15 protein-coding genes and 2 pseudogenes are annotated in these 17576 nt (G+C 71.4%); 5 read left to right on the top strand and 12 right to left on the bottom strand.

Annotated features, from left to right (window positions below; genetic code table 11):
• Nucleotides 1-17 precede the first annotated feature (17 nt).
• Both ABZ749_RS10115 and ABZ749_RS10120 read right to left on the bottom strand, forming a co-directional pair.
• Nucleotides 18-557 (bottom strand): TetR family transcriptional regulator, encoded by a 540-nt coding sequence (locus ABZ749_RS10115; protein WP_357225471.1) that lies wholly within the window; start codon nt 555-557, stop codon nt 18-20.
• Between the two features lie 116 nt (nt 558-673).
• Complete coding sequence (locus ABZ749_RS10120) at nt 674-1528, bottom strand: sigma-70 family RNA polymerase sigma factor (protein WP_357225474.1); 855 nt, start codon at nt 1526-1528, stop codon at nt 674-676.
• Between the two features lie 120 nt (nt 1529-1648).
• Between ABZ749_RS10120 and ABZ749_RS10125 the strand changes: the two genes are divergently transcribed.
• The gene (locus tag ABZ749_RS10125; RefSeq protein WP_357225479.1) at nt 1649-2017 is read left to right on the top strand and encodes a DoxX family protein; all 369 of its coding nucleotides are present in this window, start codon (nt 1649-1651) and stop codon (nt 2015-2017) included.
• A gap of 267 nt (nt 2018-2284) precedes the next feature.
• Here ABZ749_RS10125 and ABZ749_RS10130 read toward each other — a convergent pair whose 3' ends face one another.
• The 5 genes and pseudogenes from ABZ749_RS10130 to ABZ749_RS10150 all read right to left on the bottom strand — a co-directional run.
• Nucleotides 2285-2992: an SDR family oxidoreductase gene (locus ABZ749_RS10130; RefSeq protein WP_357225483.1), complete on the bottom strand. Its 708-nt coding sequence runs from the start codon at nt 2990-2992 to the stop codon at nt 2285-2287.
• 204 nt (nt 2993-3196) lie between these two features.
• The gene (locus tag ABZ749_RS10135) at nt 3197-4216 is read right to left on the bottom strand and encodes an aldo/keto reductase (RefSeq protein ID WP_357225488.1); all 1020 of its coding nucleotides are present in this window, start codon (nt 4214-4216) and stop codon (nt 3197-3199) included.
• A 248-nt stretch (nt 4217-4464) separates the two neighbouring features.
• Complete coding sequence (locus ABZ749_RS10140) at nt 4465-4866, bottom strand: DUF4260 domain-containing protein (RefSeq protein WP_357225492.1); 402 nt, start codon at nt 4864-4866, stop codon at nt 4465-4467.
• Between the two features lie 184 nt (nt 4867-5050).
• Nucleotides 5051-7513: an FtsX-like permease family protein gene (locus tag ABZ749_RS10145; RefSeq protein WP_357225495.1), complete on the bottom strand. Its 2463-nt coding sequence runs from the start codon at nt 7511-7513 to the stop codon at nt 5051-5053.
• A gap of 35 nt (nt 7514-7548) precedes the next feature.
• Nucleotides 7549-8547, bottom strand: a pseudogene (locus tag ABZ749_RS10150) (glycoside hydrolase family 3 N-terminal domain-containing protein); the annotation flags it as partial.
• Nucleotides 8548-8866: 319 nt separating this feature from the next.
• Here ABZ749_RS10150 and ABZ749_RS10155 point away from each other — a divergent pair.
• Both ABZ749_RS10155 and ABZ749_RS10160 read left to right on the top strand, forming a co-directional pair.
• Nucleotides 8867-9904, top strand: coding sequence for a LacI family DNA-binding transcriptional regulator (locus ABZ749_RS10155; RefSeq protein ID WP_355006595.1), 1038 nt, complete (start codon nt 8867-8869; stop codon nt 9902-9904).
• Between the two features lie 21 nt (nt 9905-9925).
• A complete protein-coding gene (locus ABZ749_RS10160; RefSeq protein ID WP_357225499.1) occupies nt 9926-10924 on the top strand; it encodes an acetylxylan esterase in 999 nt (332 codons plus the stop codon).
• A 63-nt stretch (nt 10925-10987) separates the two neighbouring features.
• On the opposite strand, the gene ABZ749_RS10165 is transcribed toward ABZ749_RS10160, so the two are convergent.
• Nucleotides 10988-11203, bottom strand: a complete 216-nt coding sequence (locus ABZ749_RS10165) for a hypothetical protein (RefSeq protein WP_357225503.1) — start codon at nt 11201-11203, stop codon at nt 10988-10990.
• On the opposite strand from ABZ749_RS10165, the gene ABZ749_RS10170 reads away from it, so the two are divergent.
• On the top strand, nt 11202-12356 hold the full coding sequence (locus ABZ749_RS10170) for a cellulose binding domain-containing protein (protein WP_357225507.1): 1155 nt from the start codon (nt 11202-11204) through the stop codon (nt 12354-12356). The two genes, ABZ749_RS10165 and ABZ749_RS10170, sit on opposite strands and share 2 nt — an antisense overlap.
• Nucleotides 12357-12428: 72 nt before the next feature.
• On the opposite strand, the gene ABZ749_RS10175 is transcribed toward ABZ749_RS10170, so the two are convergent.
• The 4 genes from ABZ749_RS10175 to ABZ749_RS10190 form a co-directional block, all read right to left on the bottom strand.
• Nucleotides 12429-12893, bottom strand: coding sequence for a MaoC family dehydratase (locus ABZ749_RS10175; protein WP_357225509.1), 465 nt, complete (start codon nt 12891-12893; stop codon nt 12429-12431).
• 20 nt (nt 12894-12913) lie between these two features.
• Nucleotides 12914-14062 (bottom strand): acyl-CoA dehydrogenase family protein, encoded by a 1149-nt coding sequence (locus ABZ749_RS10180; protein ID WP_355006591.1) that lies wholly within the window; start codon nt 14060-14062, stop codon nt 12914-12916.
• Nucleotides 14063-14108: 46 nt separating this feature from the next.
• Nucleotides 14109-16916, bottom strand: coding sequence for an AAA family ATPase (locus ABZ749_RS10185; protein ID WP_357225513.1), 2808 nt, complete (start codon nt 16914-16916; stop codon nt 14109-14111).
• Nucleotides 16917-16998: 82 nt separating this feature from the next.
• Nucleotides 16999-17427 carry a TetR/AcrR family transcriptional regulator gene (locus ABZ749_RS10190; RefSeq protein WP_357225518.1) on the bottom strand — a complete coding sequence of 143 codons (429 nt, stop codon included), beginning with the start codon at nt 17425-17427 and terminating at the stop codon, nt 16999-17001.
• Nucleotides 17428-17500: 73 nt separating this feature from the next.
• Here ABZ749_RS10190 and ABZ749_RS10195 point away from each other — a divergent pair.
• Nucleotides 17501-17576 (top strand): annotated as a pseudogene (locus ABZ749_RS10195) (bifunctional demethylmenaquinone methyltransferase/2-methoxy-6-polyprenyl-1,4-benzoquinol methylase); the annotation flags it as partial.

Consider the following 17576-nt stretch of genomic DNA (forward strand, 5'->3'; position numbering starts at 1 on the left):
GGTGCCCGAACGGGACGTCAGACATGGGGGATCAGGTCTGGTAGTAGGTCGAACACCGCGCGTCGGCTGGCAGAGTCCAGCGGTGGACGGATGGCGTTCGCTCCGATCAGGAGAAGATGCGGCAGCAGGGCGGCGGCGCGCGCCCGGGTCGGGTCAGACACGGCGCGGTTCCAGAGGGTCTCGAGGAAAGTGAGCCGTGCGCTGTCGACGCGCTCGACCACGCCACGCGCGCCGTCGTTCCCGATCGCCCACGCCCGCAGGGCCCGATCCAGCTCGGCGTTGAACAGTTCGTCCAGCCGCGAGGGAAGGGCCCTCAGGGCGTCGACCGGATCGACGGTCGCGAGCTCACCTGACAGCCCAGCGAGCAGGGTGACCTGTCCGTGCTCGATATGAGTCAGCAACGCCGCGTGGTAGTCGGCGACCCCCGTGAAGTGGTGATGGAACGACCCCTTCGTCAGGCCGAGGCGGGCAGCCAGACGGTCGATCCGCACGCCCGCCGGTCCCTCGTCGGTCAATACCACGACGCCCTCGTCGAGCCAGAGATCACGTGTCCTCATCGATTGACCATACCATACGGTATGGTATGCAGGAGGCCGCATGGCCTCTGCTCTCGGCTGGCTCAATGGCCTACGTGGACACCAGCTATCACTCCGCTCGCTGAGCGGACTGAGAATTACGCGCCCAAGGCAGCGGGGAGGGACACGGTGCCGCGCTCGTAGGGGGTGATGTCGATGCTCGTGACGAGGCCCTCGTGGACGCCGATCCGGATCAACGCGAATGGATGTCCACCAGGCGCGATCACCGCTCCCGGGTAACCGTCAACGAGGACCGGGGCGGCGGAGGCGATGCGGTCCACGAACGCCCTGGTCTCCTTCGCGACCGCCCAGGCACCCCGGACGACAGGGGCGGCGCCGTCGGTGAGAAATCCGAGGTCGGCCGTGCGGACGACGTCAGGCGCCAGGAGCCTGACGAGCCGCGCGATGTCGCCGCCACGCGCCGCGGCGAGGAACGCGTCGATGATCTCCATCTGATGGGCGGACCCCGGCAGGTCGACCGCACGAGCGTCCCTGAGCCGGATCCGCGCTCGACTCGCGAGCTTCTTCGCCGCGGCCACCGTCGTGTCGAGCACAGGCCCGATCTCGTCGAACGGGACGGCGAAGAGGTCATGCAGCACGTAGGCCACCCGCTGCGGGGGAGACAGTTCGTCGAGCACGACCAGCAGCGCCCGGGAGACTTCCTCACGACGGACGAACGCCTCGTCTGCCGCGAGCTGCTCGCCGGGGATGTCATCGGCCTTGAGCGGGACCTCGCGCCGGCGATGGCGGGCGCGAAGCTGGTCGAGGCACAGGCGCGCCGTCACCGTGGTGAGCCAGCCCTCGGGGTTGACCAGTTGCGCCGGGTCGGCCGATCGCGCGCGCAGCCAAACGGCCTGCACCGCGTCTTCGGCATCGTTGTGCGAGCCGACGATGCGATAGGCCAACGACATCAGTCGGGCCCTCGAAGCCTCGAAGTGTTCGACGAGTTCCACGTCTGGTCACCTTTCATCCGTGCCGGGCGTCAGAAGGGGCGAGAGACCACAACCTGATGAACCCGCGCACGTGGAGGCACCAATGAGTTTACCGACTGCTCGATCGCGCCGGCGCGCGTCATGATCGCCGTACTGAAGGGCGTCCTGGTCGTCGCGACCATCCTCTGTGCCCTCGCCAACGCCATCGAGGTCACCGCCAAGGCGATCAGGTCAGACTTCGTGACGCGCAACTGCGCCGCGGTTGGGCTGTCCGCGCGGTGGATCCCCTACCTCGCGGTGGTCGAGGGGGCTGGCGTCATCGGTCTGGTGCTCGGCCTTCTCGGCGTACGCCCCTTCGGATTGGCCGCAGCCCTCGGCCTCGTCCTGTTCTTCGTCGGCGCGATCCTGGCTCACGTCCGCGCGCGGGTGTTCCACAACATCGCGTTTCCCGCGGTCTTCCTCGTCCTCGCCGTCGCCGCCGTGGGGCATTTCGCATGGCCGATCGCCTGATCAATCACCGATCGGCCTTCGCGGTGCAGGGGCACGGTGACGCCGTCCTGCTGGGCGATCAGGCCGGGTTGGCCGTCGACCGTAGGCTCCGGAATCGTCAGCGCCAGCCACGGCGGCTCGGCACGCCGGAACCGGGCGGCCGTCGACCATCGGCGGATCCCCGTCGGCGGTCAGGCGGAGGCCGGCCGGACCGGAAGCCGGCCGCCGCGTGGGGCGTGCGCCCTCTTGACCAAGCCGGTTACGCCTGTAGGCGTAGTGCTGGCGACATCACCCGAAGAGGTTGCCGGTGATGTCGGCGTAGAAGAGGGCGGGGTCGCCTGAGAGGGAGGCCTTGACGTTGGCGGTGGGCTTGTCGGCGATGACTTCGATCTTGCCCGCTTCCAGTCCGTCGAGAGCCTGGCTGACCACCTCGTGGGGCGCGAGCTTGGGGATGTCGATGCCGGCCATCATGTCCGTGTCGGCGATCGCCAGCGCCAGGGCGGTGACCAGAGTCTTCTGGCCGGCCAACTCGAGTCGGATGCCGTTCGTCAGGGACCACTCCGCGGCCTTGGAGGCGGCGTAGCCGTTGCTGCTGGGGGCGAAGGTGTACCAGCTCAGCGCCGAGATGACGTTGAGGATGGCGCCACCGGCCAGCCTCGGCGCGAAGGTGCGGGTGACGTTGAGGGTGCCCCAGAAGTTGGTGTCGAAGTCGTGGCGGATGTTCTCCAGGGAGGGGCCGAGCAGCGGGGCTTCGGTGGAGGTGCCGGCGTTGTTGATGAGGATGTTGAGGTCGCCCACCTTGCCTGCCGCGGCCTCGATGGACGCTGGATCCGTGATGTCCATCTGGAGGGCGACGGCACCGGGGATGTCGATGCTTTCCACGCGACGGGCGGTCGCGTAGACGGTGGCGCCGCGGGCGAGGAGTGCCTCGGCGAAGGCCTTGCCGAGCCCGCGGTTGGCACCGGTCACGAGAGCTGTTGAGCCGTTGATCTGCATGCCAACACGCTAAAACCTAACGCCAACGTGAGAGGCAAGTACTGCGAGGTGGATCACGGCCGGCACGGCCGGCGGCCGGCACCATCGCCGACCACCCCGCAATCACTTGATCCACCACCTGACCCAGGCGGGGCGGCGGGTCAGCGGCAGGCGGACGCGTAGGCGTACGTCCGCCTGCCGTCTGGTCGCTGGCGTGCCGAGTGATCAGCGGCGGCGCAGCGCCGGCTCGAGCAGAGCGGGCGGGGTGTCGTTCTTCTCGTGGGCGGCGAGGTCGACGCCGGGAGCCACGATCGCGTCGATCGCATCCAGCACGTCGGCCGAGAGCACCGTGTCCGCGGCGGCGAGCTGCGAGCTGAGGTGGTCCGTCGTACGGGGACCGATGATCGCGCTGGTGACGCCCGGGTGCGCGGTGACGAAGCCGAGCGCGAGCTGGATCATGCTGAGGCCGGCCTCGTCGGCAACCTTCGCGAGCTGCTCGACGGCGTCGAGCTTGGCGCGGTTGGCGGGGATGCTGACGTCGAAGCGGTGCTGCATGAAGCCCGAGCGGTTCGTGCTGATCTCCTGGTCGGCGCGGATCGCCCCGGACAGCCAGCCCGACGCCAGCGGGCTCCAGGCCAGCACGCCCATGCCGTACTCCTGGGTCGCGGGAAGCACGTGGGTCTCGATGCCACGCTGCAGGATCGAGTAGTTCGGCTGCTCGGTCACGTAACGGCTCAGACGCCCCTCGCGGGCGGCCCACTGCGTCTGCACGATGCGGTAGGCAGGGAAGGTCGAGGAGCCGAAGTAGCGGATCTTGCCCGCGCGCTGCAGGTCCGTCAGCGCTGACAGTGTCTCGTCGTCGCTGGTCGTCGGATCCCACCGGTGCATCTGGTAGAGGTCGACGTGGTCGACGCCGAGGCGGCGCAGGCTGTTCTCGAGCGCGGTGATCAGCCAGCGGCGCGAGCCGCCCCGCTGGTTGCGCTCGTCGCCCATCGGCAGCGTCGCCTTGGTGGCCAGGATGACGTCGTCGCGGCGGCCCGCGATGGCCTTGCCGACCATCTCCTCGGACTGGCCACCGCTGTAGGCGTCGGCGGTGTCGATGAGGTTGATCCCCGCATCGAGCGCGCCGTCGACGATGGCGGCGACGTCCTCCTGGGTGGTGTTGCCGATCCTGCCGAAGTTCATTGCGCCGAGCACGAGGGTGCTGACCTGCACACCAGTGCGACCCAAGGTGCGGTACTGCATGACTGTTACTCCTTCAGACGGTCAACGTCCACGATTTGGTGGCAGCCCGCCCGGTTCAGTGTGCCCGCCAACCGGAGCGGTGTTCCGGTAATCAACATACGGAACGAGGTTCCGGATGCCAAGTGGAGTGACGGAGGTAACGCGCCGTGGCCGGCCTCGACAGCGGCGCGGAGCAACCGCTCCCGCGCCAGCGGGAGCGCAGGTGGCAGGACGAGGACTGAAGCAGGGCCCCTGATCCCGGATGTCCGTCAGAGCGGGTTTCGTCCTCTGGCCTTGCCGATCAAGCCGAGGTGGGTGTGCTCGAATCCTTCGGCCGTCTTGAGGCCGTAGCCGAGGCCGCGATCGACGGCGATGTGAAACACCCAGGCAAGGGCCAGGATGCCGAGCCAGCCGATCTCGCTGCCGAACCCGGCCGCGGCCACGGCTACCGCGCCCAGCGCAGCCGGCAGCGTGTAGGAGTGCGCCAGGTTGTAGCAGAAGGCCCCGAGGCGTGGCCCCCGCAGGTAGCCGAGCATGGACAGGTCGAAGACGAGGAAGAGGGCAAGCAGCGACCACCACGGGTACCCGGCGGTGACGGTCACGACGACGGCCAGAGCCGCGGCGGCGAGGCCCTCGACACGTTGCACTGCGACCGGACTCAGATACGGCATCTCACACCTCGATGTCGCTCAGGGACACGGGTGGGTTGTCTTCCCGTCGCTGGCCTGACCCCGGCAAGAGGATAGACCGGGAGTGACGACCCACGTGCTCCGTTAGCGGACAACAGCCTCGTCGAAGGCGACCAGCCGCCGCGAGTCGGTCAGATGGCCCGTCGTCACTCCCGCGTCCGGACGTCTACTCCTTCACACCGATGTTGTCGATGGGAGGGGCGCTGAGCAGCCGTCGAACCGGCCACACGGTGGTCGCCAGCGCCAGCAGCGTCGTGCCGCCGAGCACCGCCACCCAACCGAGCGGCGGAACGTACGGGATCGGGCTGCCGGTCAGTCCGTTGACGATCGCGCTCAGGGTCAGCGCCGCTATCGTCGCGCCGATCAGTACCGCGGTGCCGAGCAGTCCGGCCTGTTCGGCCTGGACCATCCTCCGGATCTGACCGCGGGTGACCCCGACCAGTTGGAGCAACGCCAACTCGCGGCGGCGGGCCAGTGCGGCCATCACCATCGTGGTCGCCGCGGCCAGGGCCGCGTACCCCACCATCACGCCGATCAGCAGCCGGTTCAGCCAGGCGCCGAGCGCCAGGTCGGTGCTGACCAGGCGCGTACGGGCGGCGGCGTCGAGTACCTCGGTGCCCGGATGCCCAGCCGACCACGTGGCCAACGCGGTGTCGGCCTCCGGGCCGGCGCGGACCAGGACCTCGTCGCTGGTATTCCCGGCCGTGTGCCCGGCGACCGTCTCGGCAGCCAGGGTGACGTCGCCGAAGCCGAGGCCACGGCCGTAGATCGCGATGACGTCCAACGTGACCGGGGTGCCGTCGCCCAGCCAGAGTTCCGCCTGGTCGCCGACGTCCCAGCCGGATGAGGACGCCTGCATCGCCGACAGGGCGACCGTGCCTGCCCGTAGGTCGGCCAGGTTGCCCTCGCGCACGGCGAGGTCCATCGTCGACGTGATGCCCGCCGGGTCGACCGACTGCGCGCTGACCGCGATTCCGTCGAGCGTCCGCACCAGCACCTGCGTACGGCGCACACCGGTGGCCGCCTGCACCCCGGCCAACTCGCGGATCTCCCGTGCAGCGTCCGCGGGCAGTCCTCCCGGAGCGACAAGCACCCGCTCGGCGAGGATTCCCGCACTGCTCTGCGTGGTGGTCTGCTGTTCCAGGTTGGTCTGCAGGAACCAGACCGAGCCGCCGAACCCCACGGACAGCACGAGGACGGTCAGGACGGTCGCCATGCCCTGCGCGTTGGCCCGCAGATTGGCCGCAGCCAGGTAGCCGCTGACCCGCCACACCCGTGGCAACAACGGTGTGAGCAGGCGTGCCGCCCACGCGTTGATCCTCGGTGCGAGCAGCGCCACCGCGATGACGAACAGATACAGCATGCCGACCGCGCCGGCCAGTGCTCCGGTCGACCCGGCGGCACCGAGCGTGAACGCCCCCGAGGTGCCGGCCGCCGCCAGCGTCAGCGCGCCGGCGATCAGCCGCACCCGGCCGCTACGCCGAGGCTCGACAGCGATCTCCCCGAGCGCCTCGATCGGCTTGATCCCGGTGACCCGGCGCGCGGCGACCAACGCGGCGAGCACCGCCACGAGGACCGCCGTACCGACCGCGGCCGGCACCGCGAACAGGCCGCCGGTCATCGGGAAGCTGGCCGGCACGAACCCCCGCCCGACCAGTTCGCCGTGCACCCAGCGGGCCGCCAGCAGGCCGGCCGGGCCGCCGATCGCGGAGCCGAGCAGAGCGAGCAGCGCGGCCTCGGCGAGCAGCATGCGGCGCACCTGCCCCGGCGTGGCCGCAACCGCGCGCAGCAACGCCAGGTCACGTCGACGGTGCCGGACGGACAGCCCGATGGTGCCGGCCACCACGAAGACGATCAGCAGGACGACGTACCCCCCGAAAGCCGATCCGGCCTCGACCAGCAACGTCCGGGCGGCCTGGTTCTCCGACTGCTCGACGTTCCCACGGTCTCTCCCGACGTACGTCGTGGCGCCGGCCGCCGACGCGATCTCGCGTACCGCGCCCAGGTCCGCGCCGGGCGCCATCCGCACGCCGATCGCATCCACCCGGCCCGGGTGGGCTGACAACCGGGCGGCCTGCGCGTCGGTGAAGAACACCGCCGCCGAACCGGTCTCGGCGGTTCCGCTCACCCGGTACGACCGCCCGACCCCGCCGACGACCAGGTCGATGCGGTCGCCGGGCGCCACGCCGAGACGGGTGTCGACAAGCACCTCGTCGTCGGCCCGTGGCGCGGCACCCGCGGCGATGGGACGACCGGTGAAGGCGTACGTGTCCCAGCCGTGTCCCACGGCAGCGGGTGAGCCGATCAGCACCCCTTCGTCGCCGCTGACGGCCGCGACGCCCGGCACCTGGCGGATCTGATCCACCAGGGAGGCGTCCACCGTGCCACCCTCGGGCAGCGTGACGGTGCTCGTCTCGCCATCGAACTCCTCGAACGTGTGGGTGATCGTGCGGTTGGCGACGACCACGTCGGCGGTGGCCCAGAGCCGTGGCTCCGGGCGGAACCGCAGCCCGGACTCGACGAGGGTGCCCATCGCCACCAGGATCAGCACGCCGGCGATCAGGGCCAGCAGGGTCGCGGCGGAGGGGCCGGCGCGGTGCCGCAGTAGGCGGGCGGCCAGCCCGGTCATCGGAGGACCCGCCGATCCAGCGATGCCAGGTGCTCGGCGTCCACTGTGGGCAGCTCGACGTCGATCCCGGCCCGCAGGGCGAGCCGGGCCGCCTCGGCGGCATCCTCGGCGACTCCGTGCAGGGTCTGCAGGAACCGTACGGCGAAGTAGTCGGCCACCACTGTGCCGGTGAAGCCCCACTCGTCCCGCAACAACCCGGTCAGCAGCCCACGGTCGGCCGCGACGGGCAGGCCGTCGATCTCGGCGTAGGAGTTCATCACCGAGCGGGCGCCGCCGAGACGCAGCGCCATCTCGAACGGCGGCAGGATGACGTCGGCCAGCTCGCGGCGACCCATCGGCACCGGCGCGAGGTTGCGTCCGCCTCGGGAGGCGGAGTAGCCGGCGAAGTGTTTCAGCGTGGCCACCACACCGGCCCGCTCCAGGCCCCGCACGTAGGCGGCACCTGTCGTCCCGACCAGGTAGGGGTCCTCGCCGATGGTCTCCTCGGTACGACCCCAGCGGTAGTCCCGGGTGACGTCCAGCACCGGGGCGAGGCCCTGGTGCACACCGGCGGCCCGCATCGACCGCCCGATCCGGTCGGCCATCGCCTCGACCAGTTCGGGGTCGAAGGACGCGCCCCAGCTCAGCGGAGTCGGGTAGACGGTGGCCCGCCACGCCGCGAACCCGGTGAGGCACTCCTCGTGCACCTGCGCCGGAATGCCGAACCGACTGGCGGCCACGATCTGCGCCTGCGAGGCCGCCAGTGACCGGGCGCCGAACACCGGGTCGACCGGGGCGGTGCCGAACGGACGGGTCAGCTGGCCCAACCCGTACTGGATGACAGTGCTCCACGGCGGCAACTCGCTGATCATGTCCGACTGGTGCGGTGCGACGCCCTCGCCGCTGGCGTCGGCGCCGACCCAGACCCCGACGAGCTGGGCGATCTTCTCTTCGAGGGACATCTTCGGCAGGAGCGCGTCGGCACGCTCGGTCGGCGACAGCCGCTGATCACGCCACGGCGCGGCGCCGCCGTCTCCGAGCGACTGACTTCTCATGCCCTGACCCCTTAGCTCCGGCCACATCCCCGTGCCCTGGTGGAACCAGTTCCGTGGCGGACGTTTCTCACGATCCGAAACTTTCCGGAAACCTGCGTAACCTTTTCGGCAACCTAAGTGTCCCATCGATGCCTGTCAAGTGTCCCAATCGGACTACCAGGGGATGTTTCCTGCACACGGCGAGCCCACGATCGGCGTTCCGTTGCCGACGAGCCGCGCGATGTCCGGCCAATGCGCAGTCCGAGTGCGGCAACTACTGGCGTGAATGTCCCATCATGTTAAGGTCGCCCGAAACTTTCGGATGTTGTATGAGGCCGCGATGACAGAGCACCGCCCGCTCGACCCACCCGCCTCCACCACCATCGCGACCATCGCCAACGATGTCGGCGTCTCGGTCGCGACCGTGTCCAAGGTCCTCAACGGACGCGGCGATGTCGCCCCCGGCACCAGAGCCCGGGTGGAGGCGAGCCTCGACCGCCACCAGTACCAGCGCCGCGCCCGGCGACAGGCGACCAGCGGCGGCCGGGTGGACCTCGTGTTCCACGAGTTCGACACGGGTTGGGCGATGGAGATCCTGCGGGGCGTCGAGGCGGTGACCTCCGCGGCCGGCATCGGGCTGTCGATCGCCCAGCTCGACGGCGCGCACCGCCCGCCGGCACGATGGTTGGAGGCGTTACTCGCCGACCGCCCTCTGGGCGTGGTGTTCGTCCTCTCCCACCTGGCCGAGGCCCAACAGCAGCACCTGCGCCGGCAGGGCATTCCGTTCGTCGTCGTCGACACCGACAGCGCCACCTCGGCCTCAGTGCCGACCGTCGGGTCGAACAACTGGAACGGCGGCCTGCTCGCCGCCCGGCACCTGCTGGAGCTGGGGCACCGACGGATCGCCATCATCTCCGGGCCACCCGACGTGCTGTGCAGTCGAGCCCGCGCGGCCGGCTTCCAGTCGGCCCACGACGAAGCCGGGATCGTGGTCGATCGCGAGCTGATCCGCTACGGCAGTTTCTCCGCCGGAGCGGGGCACGCCCACGGGCTGCAACTGCTCCAGCGGCCGGACCGACCCACGGCGATCTTCGCCGGGTCGGACATCCAGGCCATGGGGGTGCTCCGGGCCGCCCGTCAGTGCGGCCTGCGAGTGCCCGAGGACCTCTCGGTGATCGGGTACGACAACCTGCCGGTCTCCGCCTGGACCGACCCGGCGCTCACCACGATCAACCAGCCGTTGCGCGACATGGCCGGCATCGCCACCCAGATGTTGCTCGACCTGACCAGGGGGAACGAGCCGGCGACCAGCCGGATCGACCTGGTGACCGAGTTGGTCCTCCGGGAGAGCACCGCGCCCCCCGCCCATCCGCACTGACCCCGGCCCCTGCGAGGACCCGTGCCCCACACCGCCTCCACCGTCGACGACCTCCAGCGGTACGCACCCGAGGTCGCCGAACCCGACGACTTCGACGAATTCTGGCGGGACACGCTCACCGGGGCGGCAGCCGTACCGGTGCTCGTCGACGTCCGCCCCGAACCCACCGACCTGCGGCTGCTCGACTCCTGGGACGTCACGTTCGCCGGCTTCGCTGGTGACCCGGTCCGCGCCTGGTACACCCGCCCGGCCGGGGTCAGCGAACCGCTGCCGGCCGTGGTCGAGTACGCCGGCTACGGGCGCGGACGCGGTCTGCCCCACGAACGCCCGACCTGGGCGGTGGCCGGGTACGCGCACCTGCTGATGGACAACCGGGGACAGGCGGGGCAGCACGGCGCCGGGGACACCAGCGACCCGCACGGCGCGCCCGGCGGGCCCTGGCCGACCACCTGGGGGATCCTCGATCCGCGCACCTACCACTACCGCCGCCTGATAACCGACGCGGTGCGGGCGGTCGAGGCGGTCCGCTCGCTGCCGGGGGTCGAGGGTGACCGGGTCACCGTGGTCGGCAACAGCCAGGGTGGCGGCATCGCCCTGGCGGTGGCGGGTCTCGTCGAGGATCTCAGCGCGGTGCTGACCACCGCCCCGTTCCTGTGCGACATGCGCCGGGCCGTCGCGCTCACCGACCTCGCGCCGTACGGCGAGATAGCCCGGTACCTGGCGGTGAACCGGGAGGCCCAGGAGGCGGTGTGGCGCACGCTGTCCTATGTCGACGGGGTGAACTTCGCGCGTCGGGCGACTGCCCCGGCGCACTTCGGCGTCGGCGGACGCGACACCGTCTGCCCACCGCGAACCGCCTTCGCCGCCTACAACCACTACGGCACCGCGAACGGGAGGCCGGTCCCGCCCGAGCGGGAGATGCACGTCTACCCGTTCAACGGCCATGAGGGCGGCGAGGCCGTGCACGTGCGGCGTCAGCTGCGCTGGCTGGGCGCGGTCCTCCAGCCAGCGCGGGCCTGAAGGCCTGAGGCATCGTCGGATGCTGATGCGTTGCCGGTGTTAGCGATAACACGCTATGGTGCGTCAGGCGAGGTGCAGGGCACACCTCCGCCACGGCTTCCCGGTCCGACCCGCCAGATCCTCGACGGCCGGTGCCCGCCGTACACCGCCACGACCGCCAGTGCAGACGTCCGGGTTGTTGGTCGTGCCGCGCACCCCACCTCCGCGTACCGCGTCATGACGGCAGCCGTCTCCCCGGTGGCCGCTGATGTCGCGCACCCCCACCAGAGGAAGTCCCATGCGCAGTCCAACGCTCGTGCAACCCGTCCCTCTCGCACCGACCGGCAACGCACCGACGTCGAGGCCCCGGCGGGCTCGTCGATGGTGGACGGCCCTGGCCGCCGTCGCCGCCATTGTCGCCGCCGTGCCGATCGCGACCACTCCCGCCAACGCGGAGTCCAACGGCGGCGTCCGCGTGATGCCGCTCGGCGACTCGATCACCGACGGATTCAACGTCCCCGGCGGTTACCGGATCGAGTTGTGGCAGCGGTTCACGTCCGGTGGTTACCGGATCGACTTCGTCGGCTCCCAGTTCAACGGACCAGCCAGCCTCGGCGACCACGACCACCAGGGCCACTCCGGCTGGACGATCGCCCAGATCGACGCCAACGTGGTGAACTGGTTGCGGGCCACGAATCCGCGGACCGTGCTGCTGCACATCGGCACCAACGACATGTACGGCGACACGTCCGGGGCCCCGTCCCGGCTGGCCACTCTCGTCGACCGGATCACCAACACCGCCCCGAACGCCGACGTGTTCGTCGCGACGATCATCCCGAAGTCCGGCGCGGACAACCAGGTCCGGGGCTACAACGCCGCGATCCCCGGGATCGTGCAGAGCCGGGCCGCCGCCGGCAAACGCGTACACCTTGTCGACATGTACCGCGCACTGACGCTCAGCGACCTGGCCGACGGGGTGCACCCGAACGCCACCGGCTACCGCAAGATGGCCGCCGCCTGGTACGACGCTCTCCGTATGGTGCCCGGCAGCATCGGGGGCGACACGCCTCCGACCACGCCCCCGCCGACCACTCCCCCACCGACCACTCCCCCGCCGACCACGCCGCCGCCGTCCGGTGACTGCCGCGTCTCGTACACGATCAACGCCTGGAACAGCGGTCTCACCGCGTCGGTCTCGGTGACCAACACCAGCAGCACGCCGGTGAACGGTTGGAGTCTGGCGTTCACGCTGCCCAGTGGGCAGAGCATCACCAGCGGGTGGAACGCCACCTACTCCCCGTCCAGCGGAGCGGTGACCGCCCGAAACGTCTCCTACAACGCGACGATCGCGCCGAACACCTCGGTCGACATCGGCTTCCAGGCCACCCACACGGGTGGCACCGGTCGGCCGGCCGCATTCACCCTCAACGGCACCGCCTGCACGCTCGCCTGACACCAACCGTCGCGGTGCCGGGTCACACCGGCTCGGCACCGCGCCGACGACCGTCGACGCGCTGTCGAGCGGTCACTGCTGCGCAGGGCCGTAGAGCCGGCTCACGGTCTCGGCCACGCAGACGGGCTTGCCGCCGCTGTCGCTCTCCACGGTGACCGTCACGACCAGCTGCACACCGCCGCTGACCGGCGACACGTCGGCGATGGTGGCGGTGGCCCGTACGGCGGCGCCGACCCGCAGCGGCGCGGGGAAGCGCACCCGGTTCAACCCGTAGTTGACGCCCATCGCCACCCCCTCGACCCGGTAGAGCCCGCCCGCCAACGCCGGCAACAGCGACAGGGTGAGGTACCCGTGGGCGATCGTCCCGCCGAACGGCCCCGCCGCGGCTCGGACCGGGTCGAGATGGATCCACTGGTGGTCGTCGGTGGCGTCGGCGAAGAGGTCGACGCGGCTCTGCTCGACGCGCTGCCACGGACCGGGCCCGAGGCTCTCGCCGGTCGCGGCGGCCAGCTCCTCGAACGAGGTGAACACTCTCATGCCGGATCTCCCTACAGGTACTAGAAGGCGTTGACGCCGGTGAGCGCGCGTCCGATGAGGAGTTGCTGAATCTGACTGGTGCCCTCGTAGAGCGTGGCGACCCGGGCGTCGCGCAGATACTTGCCGACCGGATACTCGTCGATGTAGCCGTACCCACCGAAGACCTGGACCGCGTTGTTGGCCGCGCGGACGGCGGCCTCACTGGCGAAGAGCTTGGCCATCGACGCCTCGGTGGCGAACGGCTGGTCACTGTCGATCAGGTCGGCCACCTGCCACACCAGCAGCCGGGCGGCGGCGGTGTCCACAGCGATGGCGGCGAGCAGTTGTTGGACGAGCTGGTGCCCGGCGATCGGCTTGCCGAACTGGGTGCGCTGCCCGGCGTAACCGACCGCCGCGTCGAGGCAGCCCTGCGCGATGCCGACGCACCCGGCGGCCACCGACATCCGGCCCTTGGCGAGGGTGGCCAGGGCCAGCCGGAATCCGGCGCCTTCGGCGCCGAGACGGGCCGTGTCGGGCACACGCACCTCGTCGAAGCCCAGCTCGCCGGTGGCCTGACCGCGCAGACCGAGCTTGCCGTGGATCTCCCGCCGGGTCAGCCCCGGGCTGTCGGTGGGCACCAGGAACGCGGTGATTCCTCGGTGCCCGGGGCCGCCGGTGCGGGCGAAGACCAGCGCGACGTCGGCGGTGGTGCCGTTGGTGATGAACATCTTCGTGCCGGTGAGCAACCAGTCGGTGCCGTCGCGGACCGCACGGGTGCGCAGTGCGGCCGCGTCCGAGCCGCTGTCCGGCTCGGTCAGCGCGAAGCAGCCGAGTGCGGTGCCGGCGCAGAGCCCTGGTAACCACTCGGCCCGCTGCTCCGCGCTCCCGTGTGCGGCGATCGACTTCGCGACCAGGCCGAGGGAGACCGAGACGATGCCACGCACCGCCGAGTCTCCCCGGCCCAGTTCCTCCAGGACCAGGCAGTACGCGAGGTGGTCGCCGCCGGAACCGCCGTCGGCCTCGGCGATGGTCAGTCCCAGGAAGCCCAGGTCACCGAGCATGCCGACGATGGCGGGGTCGACCGATTCGCGGCGGTCCCAGGCGGCTGCGTGCGGTAGCAGCTCGCGGTCGGCAAACTCGGCGGCCAACTGGCGGACCGCCGCCTGCTCGGCGGAGAGGGTGAGGTCCATGACGCACAAACTAGCGGTGATAGTTAAACGCGTCCAGACCGGGCGTTCACCGGTCGGAGCTCAGACCGACGTGCCGTTCGGCCGTGAACGCACGGGCCAGCTCGGTCCGCGAACGGATACCCAGCCGGTGGAACACGTTGCGCAGGTGGTGGTCGACCGTACGGGTGGAGAGGAACATCCGGGCGGCGATCTCCCGGTTGGTGGCGCCCTCGGCGACCAACTCGGCGATCCGCAGTTGCTGGCCGGTCAACAACCGCGCCGCGGGCAGGTCCGGCGGACCGATCGACTCCCCGGCCGCCCGCAGCTCCGTGGTGGCCTGCTCGGCCCAGCACTCCACCCCGAGCAGACTGAACATCTCGCGGGCCTGGTGCAGGTGCGTCCGCGCGTCGCGAGGGCGTCGACTGCGGCGCAACTCCTGACCGAAGAGCAGTTCGGTGCGGGCCCGCTCGAACGTGCCGGCCTCGGTGGGGTGCAGGCGCAGCGCCGCCTCGAAGTCCCGTTCCGCGTCGGTGCCGCCCCGAGGGGCGAGCAGTGCGTGGCACCGCGCGGACAGGGCCCGGCGCAACGGGCTCGCGGTGCTGCTGGCCCACCTGTCGAACGCGGCGAGCGCGACCGTCGCCGCCGGCCGGTGCGCCAGGTGCGCCGCCGCCTCCACCAGGTACGGAGTGGCCATCACCTGCACGAGGACCTGACCTCGGCGCGTGCCGAGCCGGGACAGCGACGCCAACCGGTCCGCCGCCTCGGCGTGCCGGCCGTCCACCAGGTCGAGCACCGCCAGGGCCCACGCGGCGAGCGCGTGCGGGCGGCTGCCCGGGGTCGGCGACTCGCCGATCTCACGGATCCGCCGCAGGCTGGTCTCCCGATCGGCCCGGATCGCGGCGAGGACGGCGAGCATGCCCAGGTGGACGTTGGCGCAGTTGACCTGCCCGGTGGCCCGGGCGACGCGCAGCCCGTCGCGGGAGGTCTCCGCCGCCGCCTCGTGTCGGCCCAACCAGTACTCGGCGACCGCCCGCAGCTCCAACGCCCGCGACAGCATGGACAGCTCACCCCGTTCCCGGGCCAGCTCGACCGCGCGTTCGGCGAGCCGGTGGGCCGCGCCGTCCACGGCCACCAGCAGTCCGGCCGCCGCGGCGCAGCTGAGCGCGGTGGGGGTCAACGCCGAACCGGTCAGCCGGTCACCCAGCACCACGGCGCGGCGCAGCGCGGGCCCGGCCCGCTCGTGGTCGCCCCGCAGGGTCGCCGCCACCCCGGCGATCAGACAGCCCATGACCTCCAGGGCCGGCGGGTCGCCCGGGCGCCGTAACGCCAGCGCCCGCCGTCCGACCTCGGCGTAGCGGTACTGGTCGCCGGTGAAGCAGACCGCCTCGCCGGCGCGTACCAGCCCGGTCAACGCGAGGGCACGGTCGGTGCCGGCCACCGCCGCGGTGGCGGCCAGCAGTGTGGCCGACGCACTCGAGGCGGTGCCGCAGCGCAGTTCCAGCTCGCCGCGGAGCAGGTCGGCGCGGCCCCGAACGACCGGGTCGACGCCCACCGCGCGGAGGCGGTCGAGCAGCAGCCGGGCCTCGTCGGGTTGTCCCCCGGCCCAGGCGTACCGGGCTGCGGCCAACAGACGGGTGGCGGTCAGCGTCGGATGGTCGCTCAGTTCGGCGGCCCACCGCAGGGCCACCGAGGCGGCGGCCCAGCCGTCGGATCCGCCGACCGCCGCCTGTTCCAACTCGGCGGCGAGGGCCGGATCGGCACCCGCGGTCGCGGCGGCGAGGTGCATCGCCCGGCGCAGCCGTTGCCCGTCCGCGACCAGCACCTCGGCGAGCAGTCGGTGCGCCGCGCGGCGCTCCGCGAGCGGCGCGCTGGCCGCGATCATCGTGCGCACCAGCGGCTGCGGGAAGGTGACGCCGCGTTGCTCGACGCGGACCAGGCCGGCGACCTCCGCCGGGGCGAGCGCCTCGACCTCGGCGCCCGCGGCCGCCGCGGCCCGGATCAGGGTGCCCGGCTCGCCGTCCTCATCGAGCGCGGCGAGCAACAGCACCCGTCGGGTCTCCGGGGGCAGCCGGTCCAGCCGGGCACGGTACGCGCGACCCAGCGCTCCGTCCGCCGGTGGCGCGGCGGGCAGCGACTCCTCGCCCCGCCACTGCCCGGCGGTGAGCACCTCGGCGAGGTCCACCAGCGCCTGCGGGTTGCCGCCGCCGACCGTGGCCAACGCGGTCAGTGCCGACGCGGCCGGCCGGTCGGGAAGCCGGTCGACGCTCTCGCGCGCGGCCAGCCGATCGAGTCGATCGGTGAGGACGGCGCGGCTCTCGTGCTCGGTCAGCGCGCGCAGTCGGTGTGCCGGTATCCCGTCGAGGTTGGCGGTGACGTCGGCGGTGAGCAGGACGGCGAGCGGCAGGTGCCTCAGTCGGCGGGCCACGAACGCCAGCACCTGCGCGGTCTGCGGGTCACCTCGGTCGATGTCGTCCATCGTGGCGAGCAACGGCCGGTCCCGGGCGGCGGCGCTGAGCAGCCCGAGCACCGCCATCGACAGGGTCAACTGCCGGTCGGCCGGGCAGCTCTCCCCGGCCAGCGCGCGCCGCAGCAGATGGCGCTGCTCGTAAGGGAGCGCGGCGGCCCGGTCGAGCACCGGGTCGACCAGACGTTGCAGGCCGGCGTACGGCAGGGCAGCCTCCTCGGCGAGCCCGCTGCCGGCGAGCACTGTGCAGCCACCCTCGGCGTGTCGATGGGCGTAGCCGAGAAGCGCCGTCCGGCCCGATCCGGGCTCCCCGCGCAACAGCAGGGCACCGCCGGCGTTGGTCATGCCGTCGAGCAGGCTCCGGACAGCCCGGCACTCGTCGTCCCGGCCACGCAGCACGGTTAGTTGCACTCTTGATGCAGTAACCATGCCTGTCAGTGTTACCCATCGGAAACCGAATGGAAAGAGGGGGCGATATCGGGCCGGGCCGGAATCAGTCGGGCACGACCTCGGCCAGCAGAGCGCCCACGGTCCGGGCCATCACCGCGCGGGCCTGGTCCACGCCGAGACCGAGCCCGTAGCGCAGCATCGACCAGGCCTGCCAGGTGCTCGCCACGACCAGGGCGTTGAGCAACTGCTCCCGCCCCGCCCCGGCCTCGGCCAACTCGACGGCGAAGAGTTCCTCGACCTCGTCGCGGACCCGTTCGATGTGCTTGAGACGGTTGCGGTGCAGCTGTTCGGAGACCGGCTCACGCATCTGGGCGGCCCGCGCCGACGGCGCGATGAGCTGGAGCAGCCGGGCCCGCTGCCGGCAGTACGCGTCGACCCGCTTCGCCAACGGCAGCCCGGGTGAGATCGGCCGGTGGGCGGCGTCCTGCTGGCGGAGCACCTCCGCGCCGCTGGCCTCGAAGAGCGTCTCCATGTCCTTGAAGTTGGTCCAGAGGGTGCGCAGCGAGATGCCGGCCCGCTCGGAGATGCGCTCCCCGGTCGGGCGGTTCAGCACCCCGGTCAACCCGGTCTTCCGGACGGTCTACCTGTCGTACCTGATGCGGTCGCTGCCGGCGGTGGCCC

This window comes from Micromonospora sp. NPDC047753, assembly GCF_040642735.1.
Classification (GTDB): domain Bacteria; phylum Actinomycetota; class Actinomycetes; order Mycobacteriales; family Micromonosporaceae; genus Micromonospora.